The 17,423-nt window shown below is 43.9% G+C and carries 10 protein-coding genes and 6 pseudogenes; 9 read left to right on the top strand and 7 right to left on the bottom strand.

From position 1 onward, the window contains the following. Window positions 1-282: 282 nt before the first annotated feature. Window positions 283-1,669 (top strand): annotated as a pseudogene (gene mdtD, locus PXH59_RS15210) (multidrug transporter subunit MdtD). A gap of 127 nt (window positions 1,670-1,796) precedes the next feature. Here the strand turns inward: mdtD and PXH59_RS15205 are convergent. The 5 genes and pseudogenes from PXH59_RS15205 to PXH59_RS15185 form a co-directional block, all read right to left on the bottom strand. Further along, window positions 1,797-2,015, bottom strand: a pseudogene (locus PXH59_RS15205) (LacI family DNA-binding transcriptional regulator); the annotation flags it as partial. Between the two features lie 2 nt (window positions 2,016-2,017). Next, a complete protein-coding gene (gene rbsK / locus PXH59_RS15200) occupies window positions 2,018-2,947 on the bottom strand; it encodes a ribokinase (protein ID WP_285809019.1) in 930 nt (309 codons plus the stop codon). Between the two features lie 64 nt (window positions 2,948-3,011). Further along, a pseudogene (locus tag PXH59_RS15195) lies at window positions 3,012-3,347 on the bottom strand (substrate-binding domain-containing protein); the annotation flags it as partial. Window positions 3,348-3,453: 106 nt separating this feature from the next. Next, window positions 3,454-3,570, bottom strand: a pseudogene (locus tag PXH59_RS15190) (hypothetical protein); the annotation flags it as partial. Between the two features lie 11 nt (window positions 3,571-3,581). Further along, a pseudogene (locus tag PXH59_RS15185) lies at window positions 3,582-3,686 on the bottom strand (RbsD/FucU domain-containing protein); the annotation flags it as partial. A gap of 218 nt (window positions 3,687-3,904) precedes the next feature. Between PXH59_RS15185 and ravA the strand changes: the two are divergent. After that, a pseudogene (gene ravA / locus PXH59_RS15180) lies at window positions 3,905-5,396 on the top strand (ATPase RavA). A gap of 74 nt (window positions 5,397-5,470) precedes the next feature. Here the strand turns inward: ravA and PXH59_RS15175 are convergent. After that, window positions 5,471-8,950 (bottom strand): DEAD/DEAH box helicase, encoded by a 3,480-nt coding sequence (locus tag PXH59_RS15175; protein WP_285809017.1) that lies wholly within the window; start codon window positions 8,948-8,950, stop codon window positions 5,471-5,473. A gap of 112 nt (window positions 8,951-9,062) precedes the next feature. Between PXH59_RS15175 and viaA the strand changes: the two genes are divergently transcribed. Further along, entirely contained in the window at window positions 9,063-10,520 is a 1,458-nt protein-coding gene (gene viaA / locus PXH59_RS15170; RefSeq protein ID WP_285809015.1) for an ATPase RavA stimulator ViaA, read from the top strand. A gap of 3 nt (window positions 10,521-10,523) precedes the next feature. On the opposite strand, the gene asnA is transcribed toward viaA, so the two are convergent. Continuing rightward, window positions 10,524-11,516 (bottom strand): aspartate--ammonia ligase, encoded by a 993-nt coding sequence (gene asnA, locus PXH59_RS15165; protein ID WP_285809013.1) that lies wholly within the window; start codon window positions 11,514-11,516, stop codon window positions 10,524-10,526. A gap of 166 nt (window positions 11,517-11,682) precedes the next feature. On the opposite strand from asnA, the gene asnC reads away from it, so the two are divergent. The 6 genes from asnC (at window position 11,683) to atpB (ending at window position 17,416) form a co-directional block, all read left to right on the top strand. Then, the gene (gene asnC / locus PXH59_RS15160) at window positions 11,683-12,144 is read left to right on the top strand and encodes a transcriptional regulator AsnC (protein ID WP_047770875.1); all 462 of its coding nucleotides are present in this window, start codon (window positions 11,683-11,685) and stop codon (window positions 12,142-12,144) included. A 91-nt stretch (window positions 12,145-12,235) separates the two neighbouring features. Next, window positions 12,236-12,676 (top strand): FMN-binding protein MioC, encoded by a 441-nt coding sequence (gene mioC / locus PXH59_RS15155; protein WP_285809011.1) that lies wholly within the window; start codon window positions 12,236-12,238, stop codon window positions 12,674-12,676. 375 nt (window positions 12,677-13,051) lie between these two features. Beyond that, window positions 13,052-14,941 (top strand): tRNA uridine-5-carboxymethylaminomethyl(34) synthesis enzyme MnmG, encoded by a 1,890-nt coding sequence (gene mnmG / locus PXH59_RS15150; protein ID WP_285809010.1) that lies wholly within the window; start codon window positions 13,052-13,054, stop codon window positions 14,939-14,941. Between the two features lie 11 nt (window positions 14,942-14,952). Continuing rightward, window positions 14,953-15,573, top strand: a complete 621-nt coding sequence (gene rsmG / locus PXH59_RS15145) for a 16S rRNA (guanine(527)-N(7))-methyltransferase RsmG (RefSeq protein ID WP_047770878.1) — start codon at window positions 14,953-14,955, stop codon at window positions 15,571-15,573. Window positions 15,574-16,182: 609 nt separating this feature from the next. Beyond that, complete coding sequence (atpI, locus tag PXH59_RS15140; protein WP_047770896.1) at window positions 16,183-16,560, top strand: F0F1 ATP synthase subunit I; 378 nt, start codon at window positions 16,183-16,185, stop codon at window positions 16,558-16,560. 31 nt (window positions 16,561-16,591) lie between these two features. Then, the gene (atpB, locus tag PXH59_RS15135; protein WP_047770879.1) at window positions 16,592-17,416 is read left to right on the top strand and encodes a F0F1 ATP synthase subunit A; all 825 of its coding nucleotides are present in this window, start codon (window positions 16,592-16,594) and stop codon (window positions 17,414-17,416) included. The last annotated feature ends 7 nt before the right edge of the window (window positions 17,417-17,423 follow it).

The raw sequence follows: 17,423 nt of genomic DNA, 5'->3' as shown, positions 1-17,423 counted from the left end.
GTTTTTCGGCGCTGACAATAGTTTTTTTTTTGATTTTTTTTCTGTTCGTGGTTTTTTTCAACAAAAACGGTAATTTTGCATGTTTTACATCCTAAAATTGAGGGTTTAAACAAAAATCATAGAGGCAAAGTTCTTATACAATGATTGTTGTGCAATTGCCTACGGCAACTGTCAATTGGCCCCAGAGGAAGTTGTTGGTTGATTAACAACCAATAAATGGTTGAATTTGGTATAGTGAGACATTATGTATTCACTATCATTAAAAAATAAACAGGATATCTGATGGTCAAATCCGCACGCAATATGTCGGGGTTACCTTGGATTGCAGCGATGGCTTTTTTTTATGCAGTCTTTAGATGCCACAATTCTTAACACCGCACTACCGGCAATTGCAAAAAGTCTTGATCACTCTCCACTGGCAATGCAGCCCGCTATTGTCAGTTATACTTTAACTGTAGCAATGCTCATTCCCGTAAGCGGGTGGCTTGCCGATAGATTTGGTACTCGTACGGTATTCATTTATGCTGTTTTCTTCTTTTCTTTAGGCTCGCTTGCTTGTGCGCTATCGCCTAATTTTTCTTTCTTAGTTGCATCCAGAGTTATTCAAGGTATAGGTGGAGCTATGATGATGCCCGTTGCGCGCCTGGCTCTATTAAGATCATATCCACGTAGTGAACTGCTACCTATTTTGAATTTTGTCACCATGCCAGGGTTATTAGGCCCAATTTTGGGTCCAATGTTTGGCGGATTGTTAGTCACTTATGCAACATGGCACTGGATTTTCATCATCAATATTCCCATTGGTTTATTAGGTATCATTTACGCCAGAAAGAATATGCCTAATTTAACTATGCCCAAATGCCCTTTCGATTTTCTGGGATTCATGTTGTTTAGTATGGGCTTGGTGATCATTTCAGTCAGTTTTGATTTATTTGGAGATCAGACATTCTCTGGTTATCTTTCCCCTACTTTATTTTGTAGCGGTATCATTATGTTATTAGGGTATGTCTTCCATGCAAAAAGACACTCAAATCCCCTCATTAATCTCCAGTTGTTCCAGACACGTACATTTTCAATTGGCATCGCCAGCAATATTGCTACTCGGCTAAGTACTGGCTCGCTTTCATTTATTATTCCTTTAATGCTCCAAGTGGGGTTTGGATTTCCAGCCGTCATTGCTGGCGTCATGATGGCACCGAATGCAATTGGTTCAATTTTAGCCAAATCTTTTGTCACTAAGATACTGACCCGCTTTGGATATCGAAAAACACTCATCTGGGTCACGATTATTATTGGCATAATGATTTCACAATTTTCGCTACAAACACCGGAACTCCCCATCATATTGTTGATAATTCCTCTTTTTATATTGGGAGTAGTCATGTCCACACAATTCACAGCGATGAATACAATCACTTTAGCTGATCTGAATGATAACAATGCCAGTGCCGGTAATAGCCTGTTATCAGTCACTCAACAGTTATCCATCAGTTTTGGGGTGACCATCAGTGCGGCAGTTCTGCGATTTTATGAGTCAATGGAATATGGTTCAGCCATCAACCATTTCCACTATACTTTAATCACGATGGGAGTGATTACCTTGATTTCTTCTACTGTTTTTCTATTACTGAATAAAGAAGACGGTAATAACTTAATTAAGAAGAAATGAACCCGTTAGCGACTTGCTACAGAACTTCGCTCGATCAATTTAGGTGTCAAAATCAGTTACTTTGGTTCGCTTTCTGGATTTTTCATTCGATAAAGCAGGCTTACCCAATTCATCCTTGGGTTGATGGATAAGAGTTATCACTGGCTGTAACCAACATACCAATGGTTTTGGTTTGCTTTATTTTCAAGCTTCTTGCCAAAGCAGACGGCGCATAATTCAATTCCTCAATCGCTGCATTGACTTTCTTTTTCACGTTGTCACTGACATAACGATTGCCATTAATCACATGAGAAACTGTTGATGTTGAGACGCCCGCCAGACGGGCAACGTCCTTCATGGTAGCCACAGTTAATCCTGTTCAGATAGAAATGCGTCAATTTCATTCCGCCACGGAACCGCAGGTTGTGCTCCCTGACGCGTAACGGCAATCGCTGCCGCCGCATGAGCAAAGCGGATAGCAGACAACAGGGTGTTTTCTTCCAGCAATCCTGTTACCAAGGCGCCATTAAATGTATCCCCAGCAGCAATTGTGTCGATCGCTTTTACTTTAAATCCAGAAACAATTTTCCCTTCCTTACCTTTCTCACTCAGCCATACGCCTCGGCTACCCAATGTGATAATGACCGTTTCTATGCCTTTATGATGTAAAGCCTGCGAGGCTTTTTTCGCGCCAACATCATCTTTTACGGCAATGCCAGTCAAATATTCCGCTTCAGTTTCATTCGGCGTGATAATATCCACCAGCGACAGTAATTTATCTGAGATTTGCTGTGCCGGTGCTGGATTCAAAATCACTTTAGCATGATGTTTCTTGGCCGTTTCAGCAGCAAGTTGTACGGTTTCCAATGGCGTTTCAAGCTGCAATAACAATGCATCAGCTTCTTTGACAATCTGTTCATGACGAAGGAAATAATTAGGCGTTAGCTTCCCATTCGCCCCAGCATTAATGCCAATAACATTTTCACCCAGCCGATTGACAAAAATCAGAGCAACGCCCGTTGTTTCCCCTTCAATCACCTCAATTGAGGAAGTATTGATATTATCTTTCGCCAACTGTTGGCAAACACGTATGCCGACATCATCTTGGCCAACGCAAGCAATAAATGTAATGTCAGCACCACAACGACCAGCAGCAACGGCCTGGTTTGCCCCCTTTCCTCCAAAGGCAACCTTATATTGTTCTCCTCTCACTGTTTCCCCTGGTTGGGGAAAAGAGTTGAGATTCAATATGTGATCTACATTGATGCTACCCATCACAACCAGTTTTGCCACACGCATTACATTTATTCCTGTGTAAAAATAATGCAGCCATAAAAATTAATGACTGCATGAATAATGTTGATTATTTCTTCACAACTAATTCCAGCTCAACCGGAATGATGGCATCAACTTTTTCACCTTTTAGCACTTTGTCCACAGTCTGAACACTAATGATACCTATCTGATCCGGATCCTGTGCGTTGATTGCTGCCAATTTACCACTCTGTACAGCCTTAAGAGCATCGTCAATGCCATCAAATCCGACAACCAACACCTCTTCTTTACCGGCTGCCTGCAACGCTCGCAATGCACCAAGAGCCATTTCATCATTTTGAGCGAAAACAGCTTGTACTGACGGATGAGCTGTCAGCAAGTTCTGCATAACATTCATCCCTTTTGTGCGATCATAATCAGCGACTATTTTAGCACCTAAACGGCTGTCAGAAGCAATATAGCTGATAACATTGCCCTTAATTAGCACTGATAGTGGCACTTTATGCCATGACGGAGAAAATAGTTACCAGTTTATTGACGAATTCACGACCCAAAAAAATGTTTTCAGCAATCGTTAGTTGGGGGATGGGGTTTAATTCTTGATGAAGAATGCCAATACCAGCTTCCTGAGCGGATTTGGAACCAGTGGAAGCCACAACGACGGGATAGGTAAGCCCGCATCACTGATCGCAATCGGATCGGTGTGTCCCAAACGAGAAATAACGGCTGAAATATCAGAATGTAATAAAACGCCTTTTTTCATTTTTATAAACTGTTTAGCGAAACGTTTCGCTAAACAGTCATCATATAAAGCTAACCATCAAAGACAATATGATTAATATAAAAATGTGATCATCATAGAAACGTTTAATGGGGGAGATAAATAAAGGGAAAAAATAACTTATCATCAAAATCTTTGCATAGGGTGAATTTTATCTATAAATAAAGGAAGGTAACTCTTCAATCCTTGGTGTCCATACTATGCAATTGGTCGAGAAAATATCCCAGTTAGGTCAGCATCTAGAAAGCGGACTATATGAAAGACGGCAAGCTATTCGCCTGTGCCTGCTAGCCGCATTATGTGGAGAGAGCATTTTTCTTCTTGGCCCCCCCGGGAATAGCCAAAAGCCTTATCGCGCGTCGGATCAAATTTGCATTCCAAAACGCACGCGCTTTTGAGTATCTGATGACCCGTTTTTCCACCCCAGAAGAGATCTTCGGCCCCCTTTCCATTCAAGCGCTCAAAGATGAAGGCCGTTATCAGCGCCTTACTGAAGGTTATTTACCCGAAGCGGAAATCGTTTTCTTGGATGAAATTTGGAAAGCAGGTCCCGCCATTTTGAATACGTTACTCACCGCGATTAATGAAAAGAAATTCAGAAATGGCAACCTGGAAGAACAACTACCGATGCGTTTACTGGTTACAGCATCCAATGAACTCCCGGATAGTGATAGCAATCTGGAAGCACTCTACGATCGCATGTTGATTCGACTCTGGCTGGACAAAATTCAGGAAAAGAAAAATTTTCGCGCCTTGCTGACTGACCGAAACAAGGAAAATAGCAATCCCGTGCCTGCCCATATTCAAATCACCGATGATGAATTTCAGCAATGGCAAGATAAGATCAATCATGTATCCCTGCCAGATCATATCTTCGAACTGATTTATCAATTACGCCAACAAGTCAATGCGACTAAGAGCACGGCTGATGTCTCAGATCGCCGTTGGAAAAAATCTATCCGTTTACTGCAAGCCTGTGCCTTTTTCAGCGGCAGAAATGAGATATCCCCGTTAGATATCGTGCTATTAAAAGATTGCCTATGGCACGACTTGAATAGCTTAAAATTCTTGTCCCAATTTTTGCATGTCTTATTGACAGAACAGGCTTATCGACAACATTCCCTCCTGCAAAAAATGGAGAAGTTATACCAGCAATGGGTACAATCCAACCAAGGAGAAAATGACCATCCCCTGCAATTAGTCGCCAAATCCTCTCTGTTTCGCCGTAAGACCCTTTATTCACTGCCCGAAGATATAGCAGATGAAAAACTGACCCTATTTTTACGTCCTTCATTACACATGCATAATATTGAAGTCAATTTCATCGAACTAGATAAAAACTCGCTGGAAAACGCTCTAAAAAATAATACAGGAGAACTCTCTGCCTGTTTAAACGGCATTGGTTTTCCTCAAACTATCACGGCAGAAATCAATGAAAAGAACCTGCTTACAGTGCTGGATATTAGCCGTAATAACGCTGTTCTCTGCCTATTTAGTACTTCAAAAAACACCAATACAGAATGGCATGAAAAAATGATATCCATCAGCGATGAAATTCAGCAACAACGCAATTTATTCAGTCAGCATCAACCCTGTTTATTTATCGAAGCACATTGGCTTGTCAACATTGAACAGAGTTTTCTGCAATTAACTGAAAAACAGAAACAGTTGAGGGTAAAAATGAGTGGGTAATATCGTGTTGATATTCCGCAAGGGAGCGACTTATACAAAGTGCAAATATCGTCTCCCTTGGGATGGAGTTATAATCAAGCAAGCGCAAACAGTTCTCTAATCGCTTGCGTATCCAGATTGCCTATCCATTGTTCTCCGCTACCCACCACCATATCAGATAGCTCACGCTTACGCTGGATCATTTCGTTAATCCGTTCTTCAAAGGTGGCACTGGTAATAAAGCGGTGCACCTGCACATTACGCTGTTGACCAATGCGATACGCACGGTCAGTAGCCTGCGCCTCCACTGCGGGATTCCACCATAAATCGAAGTGAATCACGTTTGAGGCGGCAGTTAGGTTAAGCCCCGTCCCTCCGGCCTTGAGGGATAACAGAAACACCCGTTCAGTGCGGTCGGTCTGAAATTTCTCCACCATTTCGTCACGTTTAGTGCGGGACAGACCGCCATGCAGGAACATCGGGGCCTGCCCGTAGCGTTGTCGTAACCAGTGAGCCAATAATTCCCCCATCTCACGGAACTGAGTGAAAATGAGCGTTTTCTCGTGGCTGGCATGTATATCGTCGAGCAGATCGAACAAGCGTTCGAGTTTGCCGGACGCTATAGCATCGCTGGCAGGTTGTTTCAGGTACAGATCGGGATGGTTGCAGATCTGCTTGAGCGACAGAATCATTTGTAATACCAAGCCCTGGCGTTTGAACTGATCTTCTTCAGCTTCAAGGGTCAGCAGACTTTCACGCACCACCGATTCGTACAGTGCGGTTTGTGTTGCCGTCAAGCTGCAGTATTGATCACTTTCAACCTTGTCGGGCAGATCGCTGATCACGCTGCGATCGGACTTAAGGCGGCGCAGGAGAAAGGGGGCGGTGATGCGTTGGAAGCGTTCTGCTACCTGCCGATCGCGGTTGATCTGGATCGGCGTAGTGTAATCTTTCTCGAAACGTTTAAGTGTGCCCAAATAACCGCGATTGACAAAATCCATTAAGCTCCAGTATTCAGACAGACGGTTTTCAACGGGAGTACCACTCATGGCAATATAGCCAGCAGCAGGAATAGATTTGATCGCTTTGGTCTGCGCGACAGACGGGTTCTTGATGTTTTGCGCTTCATCCACCACCAGAACCCGCCAGGACATAGCCTTGAGCGAGGTCACCGCACTACGAACAATACCGTAGGTAGTCAGCAAGACGTCCGGTCGTTCACAGGTCAATTCACGTTTTCTGCCATGAAATACGTCAATGCTGATCGTTGGCGCAAAGCGAGCAATTTCCCTCTGCCAATTGGTCAGCAAACTGGTGGGAACCACTATCAATGCCTTAGACTGCTCTAAGGCACCGTCCTGCTTAAGTTTGAGCAGTGTAGCGATCACTTGCAGGGTTTTTCCAAGCCCCATATCATCAGCAATCACGCTGCCAAATCCTACCTGTAAGTTGCGCATCATCCAAGCGTAACCGCGTTGTTGATACGGACGCAGGGTAGCGTTGAGATCGCACGGTAAAGGCATTTCACCCGACTCCCTCAACTCGGTCAGCAGTTGTAGCGTGTTGTCGTCGAGCTTTACCGGTGTGCCACCATATTCACCAGCCAGTGCCGTGCGCAGCAATTCAGTGCCCGACAATTTTGAGGGGCGGTTCAGTTGGGCTTGCAAACTCGCAATTTCTTCCGGATCTAAGTAGACATATTCTCCTTTGAAACGCACTACGCCCGTTGCGCCCTGAACCAATTGCTCGAACTCGACACGAGTCAGATGATGTTCACCCAAAGCGACCCGCCAATCGAAAGTCAGGATCTCATCAACCCGCAATTGATTGCTTCCAAGTCCCTGAGTCCGACTAGATACGTTCATCGACAACCGAGGGCGTAACAATCGTTCCAACACCTTGGGTAGCAAAGTGCGAATGCCGAGCAGTTGAATGGCAGGTAGTGTGTTGAACAATAGCTCAGGCAGTTGTTCCGCCGTCAGAACAATAGGAGAGTGTGCGCCCTGTCTCAGGTAGTCATTAAGAGGAGGGAAAAATTCGGCCAGCAGAATGACCGTCTGCAAGATGCCGAAACGCGCCTGACTCCACTCTTGCTCAGTTAGTACGCTGTACAACGGAACCGGTGGTGTCAACAAGGCCGATTTGGGCTGAATAGCCAACCCTACCTCGAAATCGCCGAACTCCCCCTCATTCAGGTTCAGTACGGGAGAATAGTCCCGTTCAGCCAGATGATAACGAGCAAGCCAAGTCTGTAAGGCAGGACCGATAGCACTTTCCTCTGAACCATCAAAATTTTTCGGTTCACCACTGAATAACAAGGACAAGATTTTATTGTCGCGCGGTTTCTCTCTGACATACTCCGACGCCATTCGCAGGTAATAACCGAGAAATACCGCACATAACGCGCAGGTCTGCATTATCGGTGAAATAGTCTGGTTCCGACTTAACACGGCCAATTGCGACGGCAAGCCTCTTGCCAGAAGCTGTATCTGTTCAGCAACCCGGTTATCGAGCATAGCGGGTAACCAACGCACTCCCAGAACATTTGGCTCCACAGAAAATACCTGTGGCACCACCGCTCCGTGAACCAGCAGATGCAAAGATATCATGCGCAGGTGGAACAGGGCGGCTACCTCTGGTTGCCTGTCCGGCAAGTCTGCTGGAGTAAGTTGTGCCAGCGCAGTGTCCAGTTCTTCAATGGTATATAGCCCGTTGACACCACTGATGATGGCATCTCCCTCCCGATTCAACGTGATACGGGGACGGTGGGGAGCCAACAAAGTGACTACAGGCATATCCATCAGAATTTTGCCATCCAATACCTTGCGGGCAAACTTAGCCACCCGCGTCAGTACTCTTTGCATCACCTTGCGTAGATCGCCGTCAGGAAAAAAAACCGTCTGTGCAGGCAATACCGCCAATAGCGGCTCAGACAGAGATGGCAAGCCAGTATAATCCAACGTTTCCAGTGCCATCGGATCCGGCAGGATAGCGTCTACCAACGCGCCACCTTCAATTAACAGGGTCGACAAGCGCGGCACATTGACCACTGCCTCGCGCTCAATATTAATTCCTCGTTCTTTTAGCTGCTGAACAAGATCCACACCACGCAGGGAGAACACCAGAAAAGGATTGCTGTCGATTTGACGACTGATCAAGTAAATCGTTGCCGCCAAGTGCTTACAAGGCACTACCCAGTCGGGGCAGGAACATCTCATCGTTAAATCTTTCCACTGGGACGGAAATACGGCAATACCCAAGCGTTTAGCCTGCTCTAACACTGAAGGATCTAATTCTCGATTAAGCAGACGGGCGATCACACCAGGATCACCCACCAACACATCAAGCAATCGATTGATTTGTTTCTGGGTCAGTGAAGGGACTTGAATTAAAACTTGATAAGGTAATGGACGAGAACCCTGCACTTTCGCCTGCAAAGTGCCTCCTTTCAATGTCAGATTCTTGACCACACCTTTATTAGCGTAAGTTCTCCCACGCGGCAATCGGTTGTCATAATCTATATTAGTGAGAGCGTTCAGCCATTGTTTACCCCACCAGGTATTACCATAACTCATGATATTTACCAAAGAAGATAGAAGATATAGACTGAATTTTACGAGTTTTGGCTACAAAGCACATGATTATTTTTTTGCAACATTGGCACATGCCCCACAATGGGAAACCCACATGTTAACACTAGCCACACTCGATCTCTTGCTCTCTATCAATGAAAGCGAGCTGATCGAAGAGATCATTTTGGTACTGTTAGGTTCCCCCCAGCTCGTTATTTTCTTTGGCAAGTTCCCAAGGCTTAAGAACGCATTGCTGAAAGATCTTCCCTCATGGCAACAAGCATTGCAGCAGAGAATAAAAGAGACACGTATCCCTGCTCCATTAGCTGAAGAGTTTCAGTTATACCAACACATACAGGCAATTGATACGTCAGATTTCTATCAACAATTACCTAATATCCTGAAGAAACTCCAACAGCTCGGATCCCCCTTTGCCAAAGAAGCCAATACACTATCCAAAGCATTCTCTGAACACCCCCCTTCAGAACAGATGTTATTTATCCAACGCTGGCATCTCAGCCTGATCCTGCAAGCAACGACCTTTAACAAGACACTATTAGAACAAGAAAAAGAACAACTATTTGCAGAGATCCAGAAGCGATTAACACTCAGTGGTAACCTTGATCCCCTCTTTGATCACAATGATCACGCGGCAGGCCGATTATGGGATATGAGTAAAGGACAACTTCACCTGACCACGAAAAATATACAACTATTTACTCTTTATGCTGACTTTCTTAAACAGCAACCTGAGCTGGAAAAACTGGCGCAATTACTTGGCCGCAGTCAGGCAGCGAAAGCAATCCCTCAAGAAAGCGTCGTTCTGGAGCCGTTTACCCGACCTGAAAGGCTGCCAGAGACTATACCGGAGCAAATTAGCGGGATTAGGCAAAGCGACGATATCTTAAGGTTATTACCCACCGAAATGGCTATGCTGGGTATTGACGCGTTGGAATACGAATTTTACCGGCGGCTGGTGGAGAAAAAGTTACTATCCTATCGCCTACAAGGAGACGATTGGCAACCGAAAACCACTCTTAAACCCGTTACACATCACCATAATGAAAAACAACCTCGAGGACCATTTATTGTTTGTGTCGATACTTCAGGTTCAATGGGTGGATTTAATGAGCAATGTGCAAAAGCACTCTGTCTGGCTTTGATGCGTATTGCACTGGCGGATAATCGTCACTGTCATATTATATTGTTCTCGACACAACTTATTCATTATGACTTAACATCACCGGATGGACTCACTCAAGTGATGCATTTTCTGGGACAAACCTTTAGGGGAGGAACAGATCTGGCATCTTGTTTAAATGCAACCGTTGAAAAAATGAAAGAAAATAGTTGGGAAGATGCTGATGCTGTTGTTATTTCAGATTTCATTGCCCAACGTTTGCCAGGCTCCCTAATCCATCAGATAAAAAATCTGCAACAGCATCAGCAACACCGCTTCCATGCAGTCTCCCTTTCCCATTACGGAAAGCCCGGTATTATGCAGATATTCGACTATATCTGGTGTTTTGATACCGGGCTTATAAGCCGTTTACAAAGAAGGTGGCGAAATTAAAACTTAGAGTACACCTTCAACGGATTCAATAATCTCAGGTGACCAGACACCGCACTGAACCTGACCGATATGTGCCATTTGCAGCAGCAACATCACCAAGCGGGATTGCCCGATACCACCACCGATAGATTGTGGCATATCACCGCTGATCAACGCTTGATGCCAATCATATTGCAGACGATCTTCATCACCAGTCAGTGCAAGCTGACGTTTCAGCGTCTCTGCATCAACACGGATACCCATAGAAGAAATTTCAAAAGCATCCTGCAAAACTGGGTTCCAGACAATAATGTCACCGTTTAAACCAAAGAAACCATCACCGTTTGGTGTAGTCCAATCGTCGTAATCCGGCGCACGTACATCATGAGCCTGCTCATCAGACAACTTACCACCAATGCCCATCAGGAAAATGGCACCAAACTCTTTGGCAGCCTCACGTTCACGACCTTTAGCATCCAGACCAGGGTAACGTTTCAGAAGCTCTTCACTGTGAATAAAGTGAATTTGATCTGGCAGGAACGGTGCCAGACCAAATTCCTTACTTACTACTTGTTGTGTTTCTTTTATTGCTTCGTAGATTTTACCTACTGTCTGTTTTAAATAGTCGAGTGAACGCTGACCTTCACCCATCACTTTCTCCCAATCCCACTGATCAACAAAAACAGAGTGGATAGGCGTCAAGCGATCTTCATCAGGACGCAGAGCTTTCATGTGAGTATACAATCCCTGTTCAGCTTGAAAACCAAAGCGACCTAATGTCTTACGTTTCCATTTCGCCAGAGAATGAACCACTTCGAATGTGTCGTCTGGCAAAGTTTTCACTTTCACCTGAACCGCTTTTTCATGACCCGATAAGTTGTCCTGAGTACCATCACCAAGACGACTTAAGATAGGTCCCTGCACTTCGATTAAGCCAAGTTTTTTCTCTAACAGACGGGAAAAGTATGATTTCACAAAACTAATCTGCTGTTGCTTTTCAATAAAGGATGTTTTCATGATGCAGCTCTCAAAATTTTTTAGTGGCCCTGTGTCCTGTTGATATAGATTAAGCAACAAAATGAGGTGCAAATTCAATATATGATGATAAAAATAGTGAATAAGATTTATAAACGATAAATTTTACACTATAAAAATGAATATTATTCAAAAACAGGGGTTGAAAATGGCGGAAATTTATCAGATCGATAATTTAGACCGTGACATACTTCACGCTTTAATGGCGAACGCACGTACACCTTACGCAGAATTAGCCAAAAAATTCGCAGTAAGCCCAGGAACGATTCATGTCCGTGTAGAAAAAATGAAACAATCAGGGATCATTACGGGGACTCGGGTTGATATCAGTGCTAAACAACTGGGGTTCGATGTGTGCTGCTTTATTGGCATCATATTAAAAAGCGCCAAAGACTATCCGGCGGCATTGAAGAAACTCGACATGCTTGATGAAGTTGTTGAAGTTTATTACACCACAGGGCACTACAGTATCTTCATTAAAGTCATGTGCCGATCCATAGAAGCTCTTCAGGACGTACTTATCAACAAGATCCAGACGATTGACGAAATCCAGTCAACAGAAACGTTGATCTCCCTGCAAAACCCGATAATGAGGACAATAAAACCTTAAAACGAAAAACCAGTTAACCACATTATCCACAGGTAGATCCCAATAGATTCACTGCGTACAATAGTTATTCTTTAATTTAACAAGGATCATGATGAGCACAATAACCTTAATCAGCGGCAGCACAATGGGTAGCGCCGAATACGTCGCAGAACATATGGCTGAGATCTTAGAAAATAATGGCTTTCCAACGAAGATGCTGCATGGTCCCTCATTGGAAGATCTCCCACGTGAAGGGTTGTGGATTGTCGTTACTTCAACGCATGGAGCTGGGGACTTACCTGATAATCTCCAACCTCTGGTGGATCAGATCACACAACAGCAACCGGATCTCCGCAATATCACATTTGGAGCCGTCGGTATCGGCAGTTCCGAATATGACACCTTCTGTGGCGCAATAAGATCACTGGAACGCTTATTAGAAGATCATGGAGCAAAACGGATCGGCGATCGATTGGAAATCGATATCCTGCAACACGAAATTCCCGAAGATCCAGCCGAAGAATGGGTTAAAGAGTGGGCAAAGTTACTCTGATCTGATTAAAAATATAACGATCAGCTGTGGATAACTTGTCTGAAAAGCAGGGGTTAACCCGTAGTTATCCATTTAATAACCGAGTTACAATTAAGTGGCTGTGAATAACTAGGCATTTAGATCCCAGCTTATACTGAGTTGGATCACGGATCATTCACAGCAAATGATCCTTTACAGTATCATGATCTTTATATGGAAAATCCACTTATCCACAGATGATCGTGATCCTAATAAAAGATCTAATAAAGAGATCTTTAAATAAAAAGATCTTCTTTTAATTAATGATGATCTCTCACCTCTTGGTCTCAGCTCCAAACTTGGGTAGAATTCTCTCCCTGATGCATATGAAGCATTCTCACTATTGAAGGTTCGCACATGTTTTATCCAGAGCACTTTGACGTCATCATTATCGGCGGGGGTCATGCCGGTACTGAAGCAGCGATGGCCTCCGCACGTATGGGGCGTCAAACCTTACTACTGACTCACAATATTGATACTTTGGGCCAGATGTCATGTAATCCAGCCATTGGTGGGATCGGTAAAGGGCATCTGGTAAAAGAGATCGATGCACTTGGTGGCCTAATGGCAAAAGCCACAGATCAGGCCGGGATTCAGTTTAGAACACTCAATGCCAGCAAAGGCCCTGCTGTTAGGGCAACACGAGCACAAGCGGATCGAGTACTTTACCGACAAGCTGTAAGAACAGCACTGGAAAATCAACCTAACTTAATGATCTTCCAGCAACCCGTTGAAGATCTCATTGTTGAAAACGACACAGTTACAGGTGTTGTTACCCGTATGGGATTGAAATTTAAAGCTAAATCTGTAGTGCTGACCGTAGGGACTTTCCTTGATGGAAAAATTCACATCGGACTGGAAAACTACAGTGGAGGACGGGCAGGTGATCCTCCCGCGATCTCATTATCTCACCGTTTACGTGAATTGCCATTGCGTGTAGCTCGCCTGAAAACAGGTACACCCCCTCGCATTGATGCTCGAACCATTGATTTTAGCGAGCTTGAACAACAACTGGGCGATAACCCCACACCCGTATTTTCATTCATGGGTAACGTTGATCAACACCCACGGCAGCTCCCGTGTTACATCACGCATACCAATGAAAAAACCCATGAAGTGATCCGCAATAACTTGGATCGCAGTCCAATGTATGCGGGGATCATTGAAGGGATCGGCCCTCGTTACTGTCCTTCCATCGAAGACAAAGTGATGCGTTTTGCGGATCGTAACGCTCACCAGATCTTCCTGGAACCTGAAGGATTAACCAGTAACGAAATCTATCCAAACGGTATTTCTACCAGTTTGCCATTTGATGTTCAGATGCAAATTGTTCACTCCATGAAAGGCATGGAGAATGCCCGTATTATCCGCCCTGGCTATGCGATCGAATATGACTTCTTCGATCCACGTGATTTAAAACAAACACTGGAAAGTAAATTTATTCACGGTCTGTTTTTTGCTGGTCAGATCAATGGCACCACCGGATATGAAGAAGCCGCCGCACAAGGATTACTGGCTGGCCTTAACGCTGCACGCTATGCTTATGGTGAAGAAGGTTGGTTTCCACGCCGTGATCAGGCTTATATTGGCGTATTGGTTGATGATCTATGCACACTTGGCACCAAAGAGCCTTACCGCATGTTCACCTCCCGCGCTGAATATCGTTTGATGCTGCGCGAAGACAATGCGGATCTTCGTCTGACTGAACAGGGCCGTAAACTTGGCTTGGTGGATGATCTCCGTTGGGAGCATTATTGCCGCAAATTTGACATGATCGAGCAAGAACGCCAGCGCCTGCGCAATATCTGGGTTCATCCTCACTCTGATAACTTAGAGGATATCAACCAGATGCTGAAAACACCGCTATCAAAAGAAGCCAACGGTGAAGATTTGCTGCGCCGCCCTGAGATGAATTATGAATTATTGACGTCGTTACCCCGTTTCTCTCCTAGGCTGACTGAGCCTCAAGCTGCGGATCAGGTTGAAATTCAAGTGAAATATGAAGGCTATATTGCCCGTCAGCAAGAAGAGATCGAAAAACAGTTACGTAATGAAAAAACTGCATTGCCTGTTGATTTGGATTACCAACAAGTGAGCGGGCTTTCAAATGAAGTTATTGCAAAACTGAATGACCATAAACCCAGTTCAATTGGCCAGGCTTCACGGATTTCAGGCATCACGCCAGCAGCAATTTCTATTTTGCTGGTATGGCTGAAAAAACAAGGTTTATTGCGTCGTAGCGCCTAAGAGGACAGATTTTGCTTAATAAATTGGAATCACTGCTGGCGAAAACTGACATTACGTTATCACTGCCACAAAAACAGCAGCTCGTTGCCTATGTTGACATGCTCAATAAATGGAACAAGGCTTATAACCTGACATCTGTCCGCGACCCAGAACAGATGCTGGTTCGGCATATTATGGATAGCATTGTTGTTAATCCATTCCTGCGTGGAACGCGTTTTATTGATGTTGGAACAGGGCCTGGCTTGCCAGGCATCCCACTGGCCATTGTACGTCCAGATTCCCATTTCACTTTATTGGATAGTTTGGGAAAACGCGTTCGCTTTTTGCGTCAGGTTCAACATGAATTAGGCTTAAACAATATTGAGCCTGTACAGAGCCGGGTTGAAGAATTTATTCCCGAACCTCTTTTTGATGGGGTGATTAGCCGTGCATTTGCTTCACTGCAAGACATGCTGTCATGGTGCAACCATCTTTCTAAACCACGTGAAGGGCGTTTTTATGCTTTGAAAGGTGTATTGCCGGAAGATGAATTGGCTGAATTGCCAACGGGGATTGTGCTCGACACTGTCGTTCCTCTCCAGGTCACAGCGTTAGATGAACAGCGTCATCTGGTAATACTTAAGTCAAACTAACTTTGCTATTTGTCAATAAAAATCTAAATAATAAGTGACGCCAACGACAGTTAAAATGTAACTGGCGTTACTCATTATTCTCTTCCATGAATTCAACTTTATTTACTGATGATTCACAGAAAATCAACGTTATTTTTATATTGGCAGAATTTCTCTTTTCAAAGATTGCTATCGATTTTCTTTATAAATAAACTTTAGAGAAAGTGAGAAAATAATCATTTAATCTTTTTTATCGGTATATCAGATAAAACTTCATAGCTATAATATTAATAGTTTGATTTTCGATAAAAAAATAAAAGATTTTTATCACATATTTAATGATAAACATAATTAATGATTTTTGTTTAATGTGATGTATATCACGTTTAATTTTGAGGTCATACCATTAGTCATTGCAGAATATTAAATGGTATTTGTGAGCGATCTAGCATCAAAGTTAGAAATTTAAATAATTATTCACTTTTTCGCTACTTATGGATTGAATTCATTTTGGCGGCCCGTATAATTTGCACGTTTTTGTCACTTGACACTCTTAAGCAAAGCCAGTTTTATACAACATTCAGCAAAGCCTGATATGTGATGGTGTACCACAGGGAGAAAACAAAAGTCATGTCTGTATCCCTTTACAGCGGTAGAATGGCACTGAAACTGTTATTTTTGCAGTTAATGACTTTTGTTATTCTCAGTGTAGCTTTTTGTACCAAAAGTATAGAGTGGGGCGCTTCTGCTTTTGCTGGTGGGCTAGCATGTTGGCTACCAAATGCCATTTTTATGCGACTTAGCCGCTTCCAAAAGGTAAAAGAAGAAGGGGTTCCAGTACGGATTGCATGGTTTTTCGCGATTAGCGAAGGGGTGAAGGTTATCATTACGATAACCGTGCTGATAGTCGCTTTAGGGGTGTTCAAGGCGGCATTTGCACCACTTGGTGTGGCCTATTTAGCGGTGCTGATTGTGCAGATCATCGCACCTGCCGTAATGAACGGTTAGCGTTTTTAACAACAAAAGGGTAAAAAGCATCATGTCTGCATCAGGAGAAGTTTCAACTTCGGAGTACATAAGTCATCACCTGAAGCACCTTCAGTTGGACTTGCGTACCTTTGAGTTGGTCAATCCCCACGCTAGTGGTTATGAGGCGACGTTCTGGACGTTGAATATCGACTCGCTTTTTTTCTCCATCGTATTAGGGATGTTGTTTCTATTCGTATTCAGAAGAGTTGCGGTTCGCGCCACTGACGGCGTTCCGGGCAAATTTCAGACTGCAATAGAAATGGTAATCGGCTTCGTTGATAACACCGTGCGTGATATGTATCACGGCAAGAGCAAAGTGATAGCTCCTCTGGCTTTGACTGTGTTCGTCTGGGTGTTACTCATGAACGCATTGGATTTGCTGCCAATCGATTTTATTCCTCTAATCGGTGAACACTTCTTCGGCTTGCCTGCTCTGCGTATTGTTCCAACCGCAGACGTCAGTGTCACTTTGTCGATGGCCCTCGGTGTTTTTGTCCTCATTCTGTTCTACAGCATTAAGATGAAAGGAATTCGTGGTTTTGCGAAGGAGCTGACATTGCAGCCTTTCAATCATCCACTCTTTATTCCAATTAACTTAATCTTGGAAGGGGTCAGCTTGCTGTCTAAACCTATATCACTCGGTCTGCGACTGTTTGGTAATATGTATGCTGGCGAATTGATCTTTATTCTTATTGCGGCCCTTCTACCGTGGGGAGCACAGTGGTTACTCAGCCTGCCTTGGGCGATTTTCCACATATTAATTATTACGTTACAAGCCTTTATTTTCATGGTTCTGACGATTGTTTATCTGTCGATGGCATCTGAAGAGCATTAATTTTTAT

Origin of the sequence: Xenorhabdus bakwenae, assembly GCF_030272115.1 — a bacterium.
GTDB lineage: Bacteria > Pseudomonadota > Gammaproteobacteria > Enterobacterales > Enterobacteriaceae > Xenorhabdus > Xenorhabdus bakwenae.
Note: the sequence above shows the minus strand (reverse complement) of the source record. Positions and strands in the feature narration are given on the sequence as shown.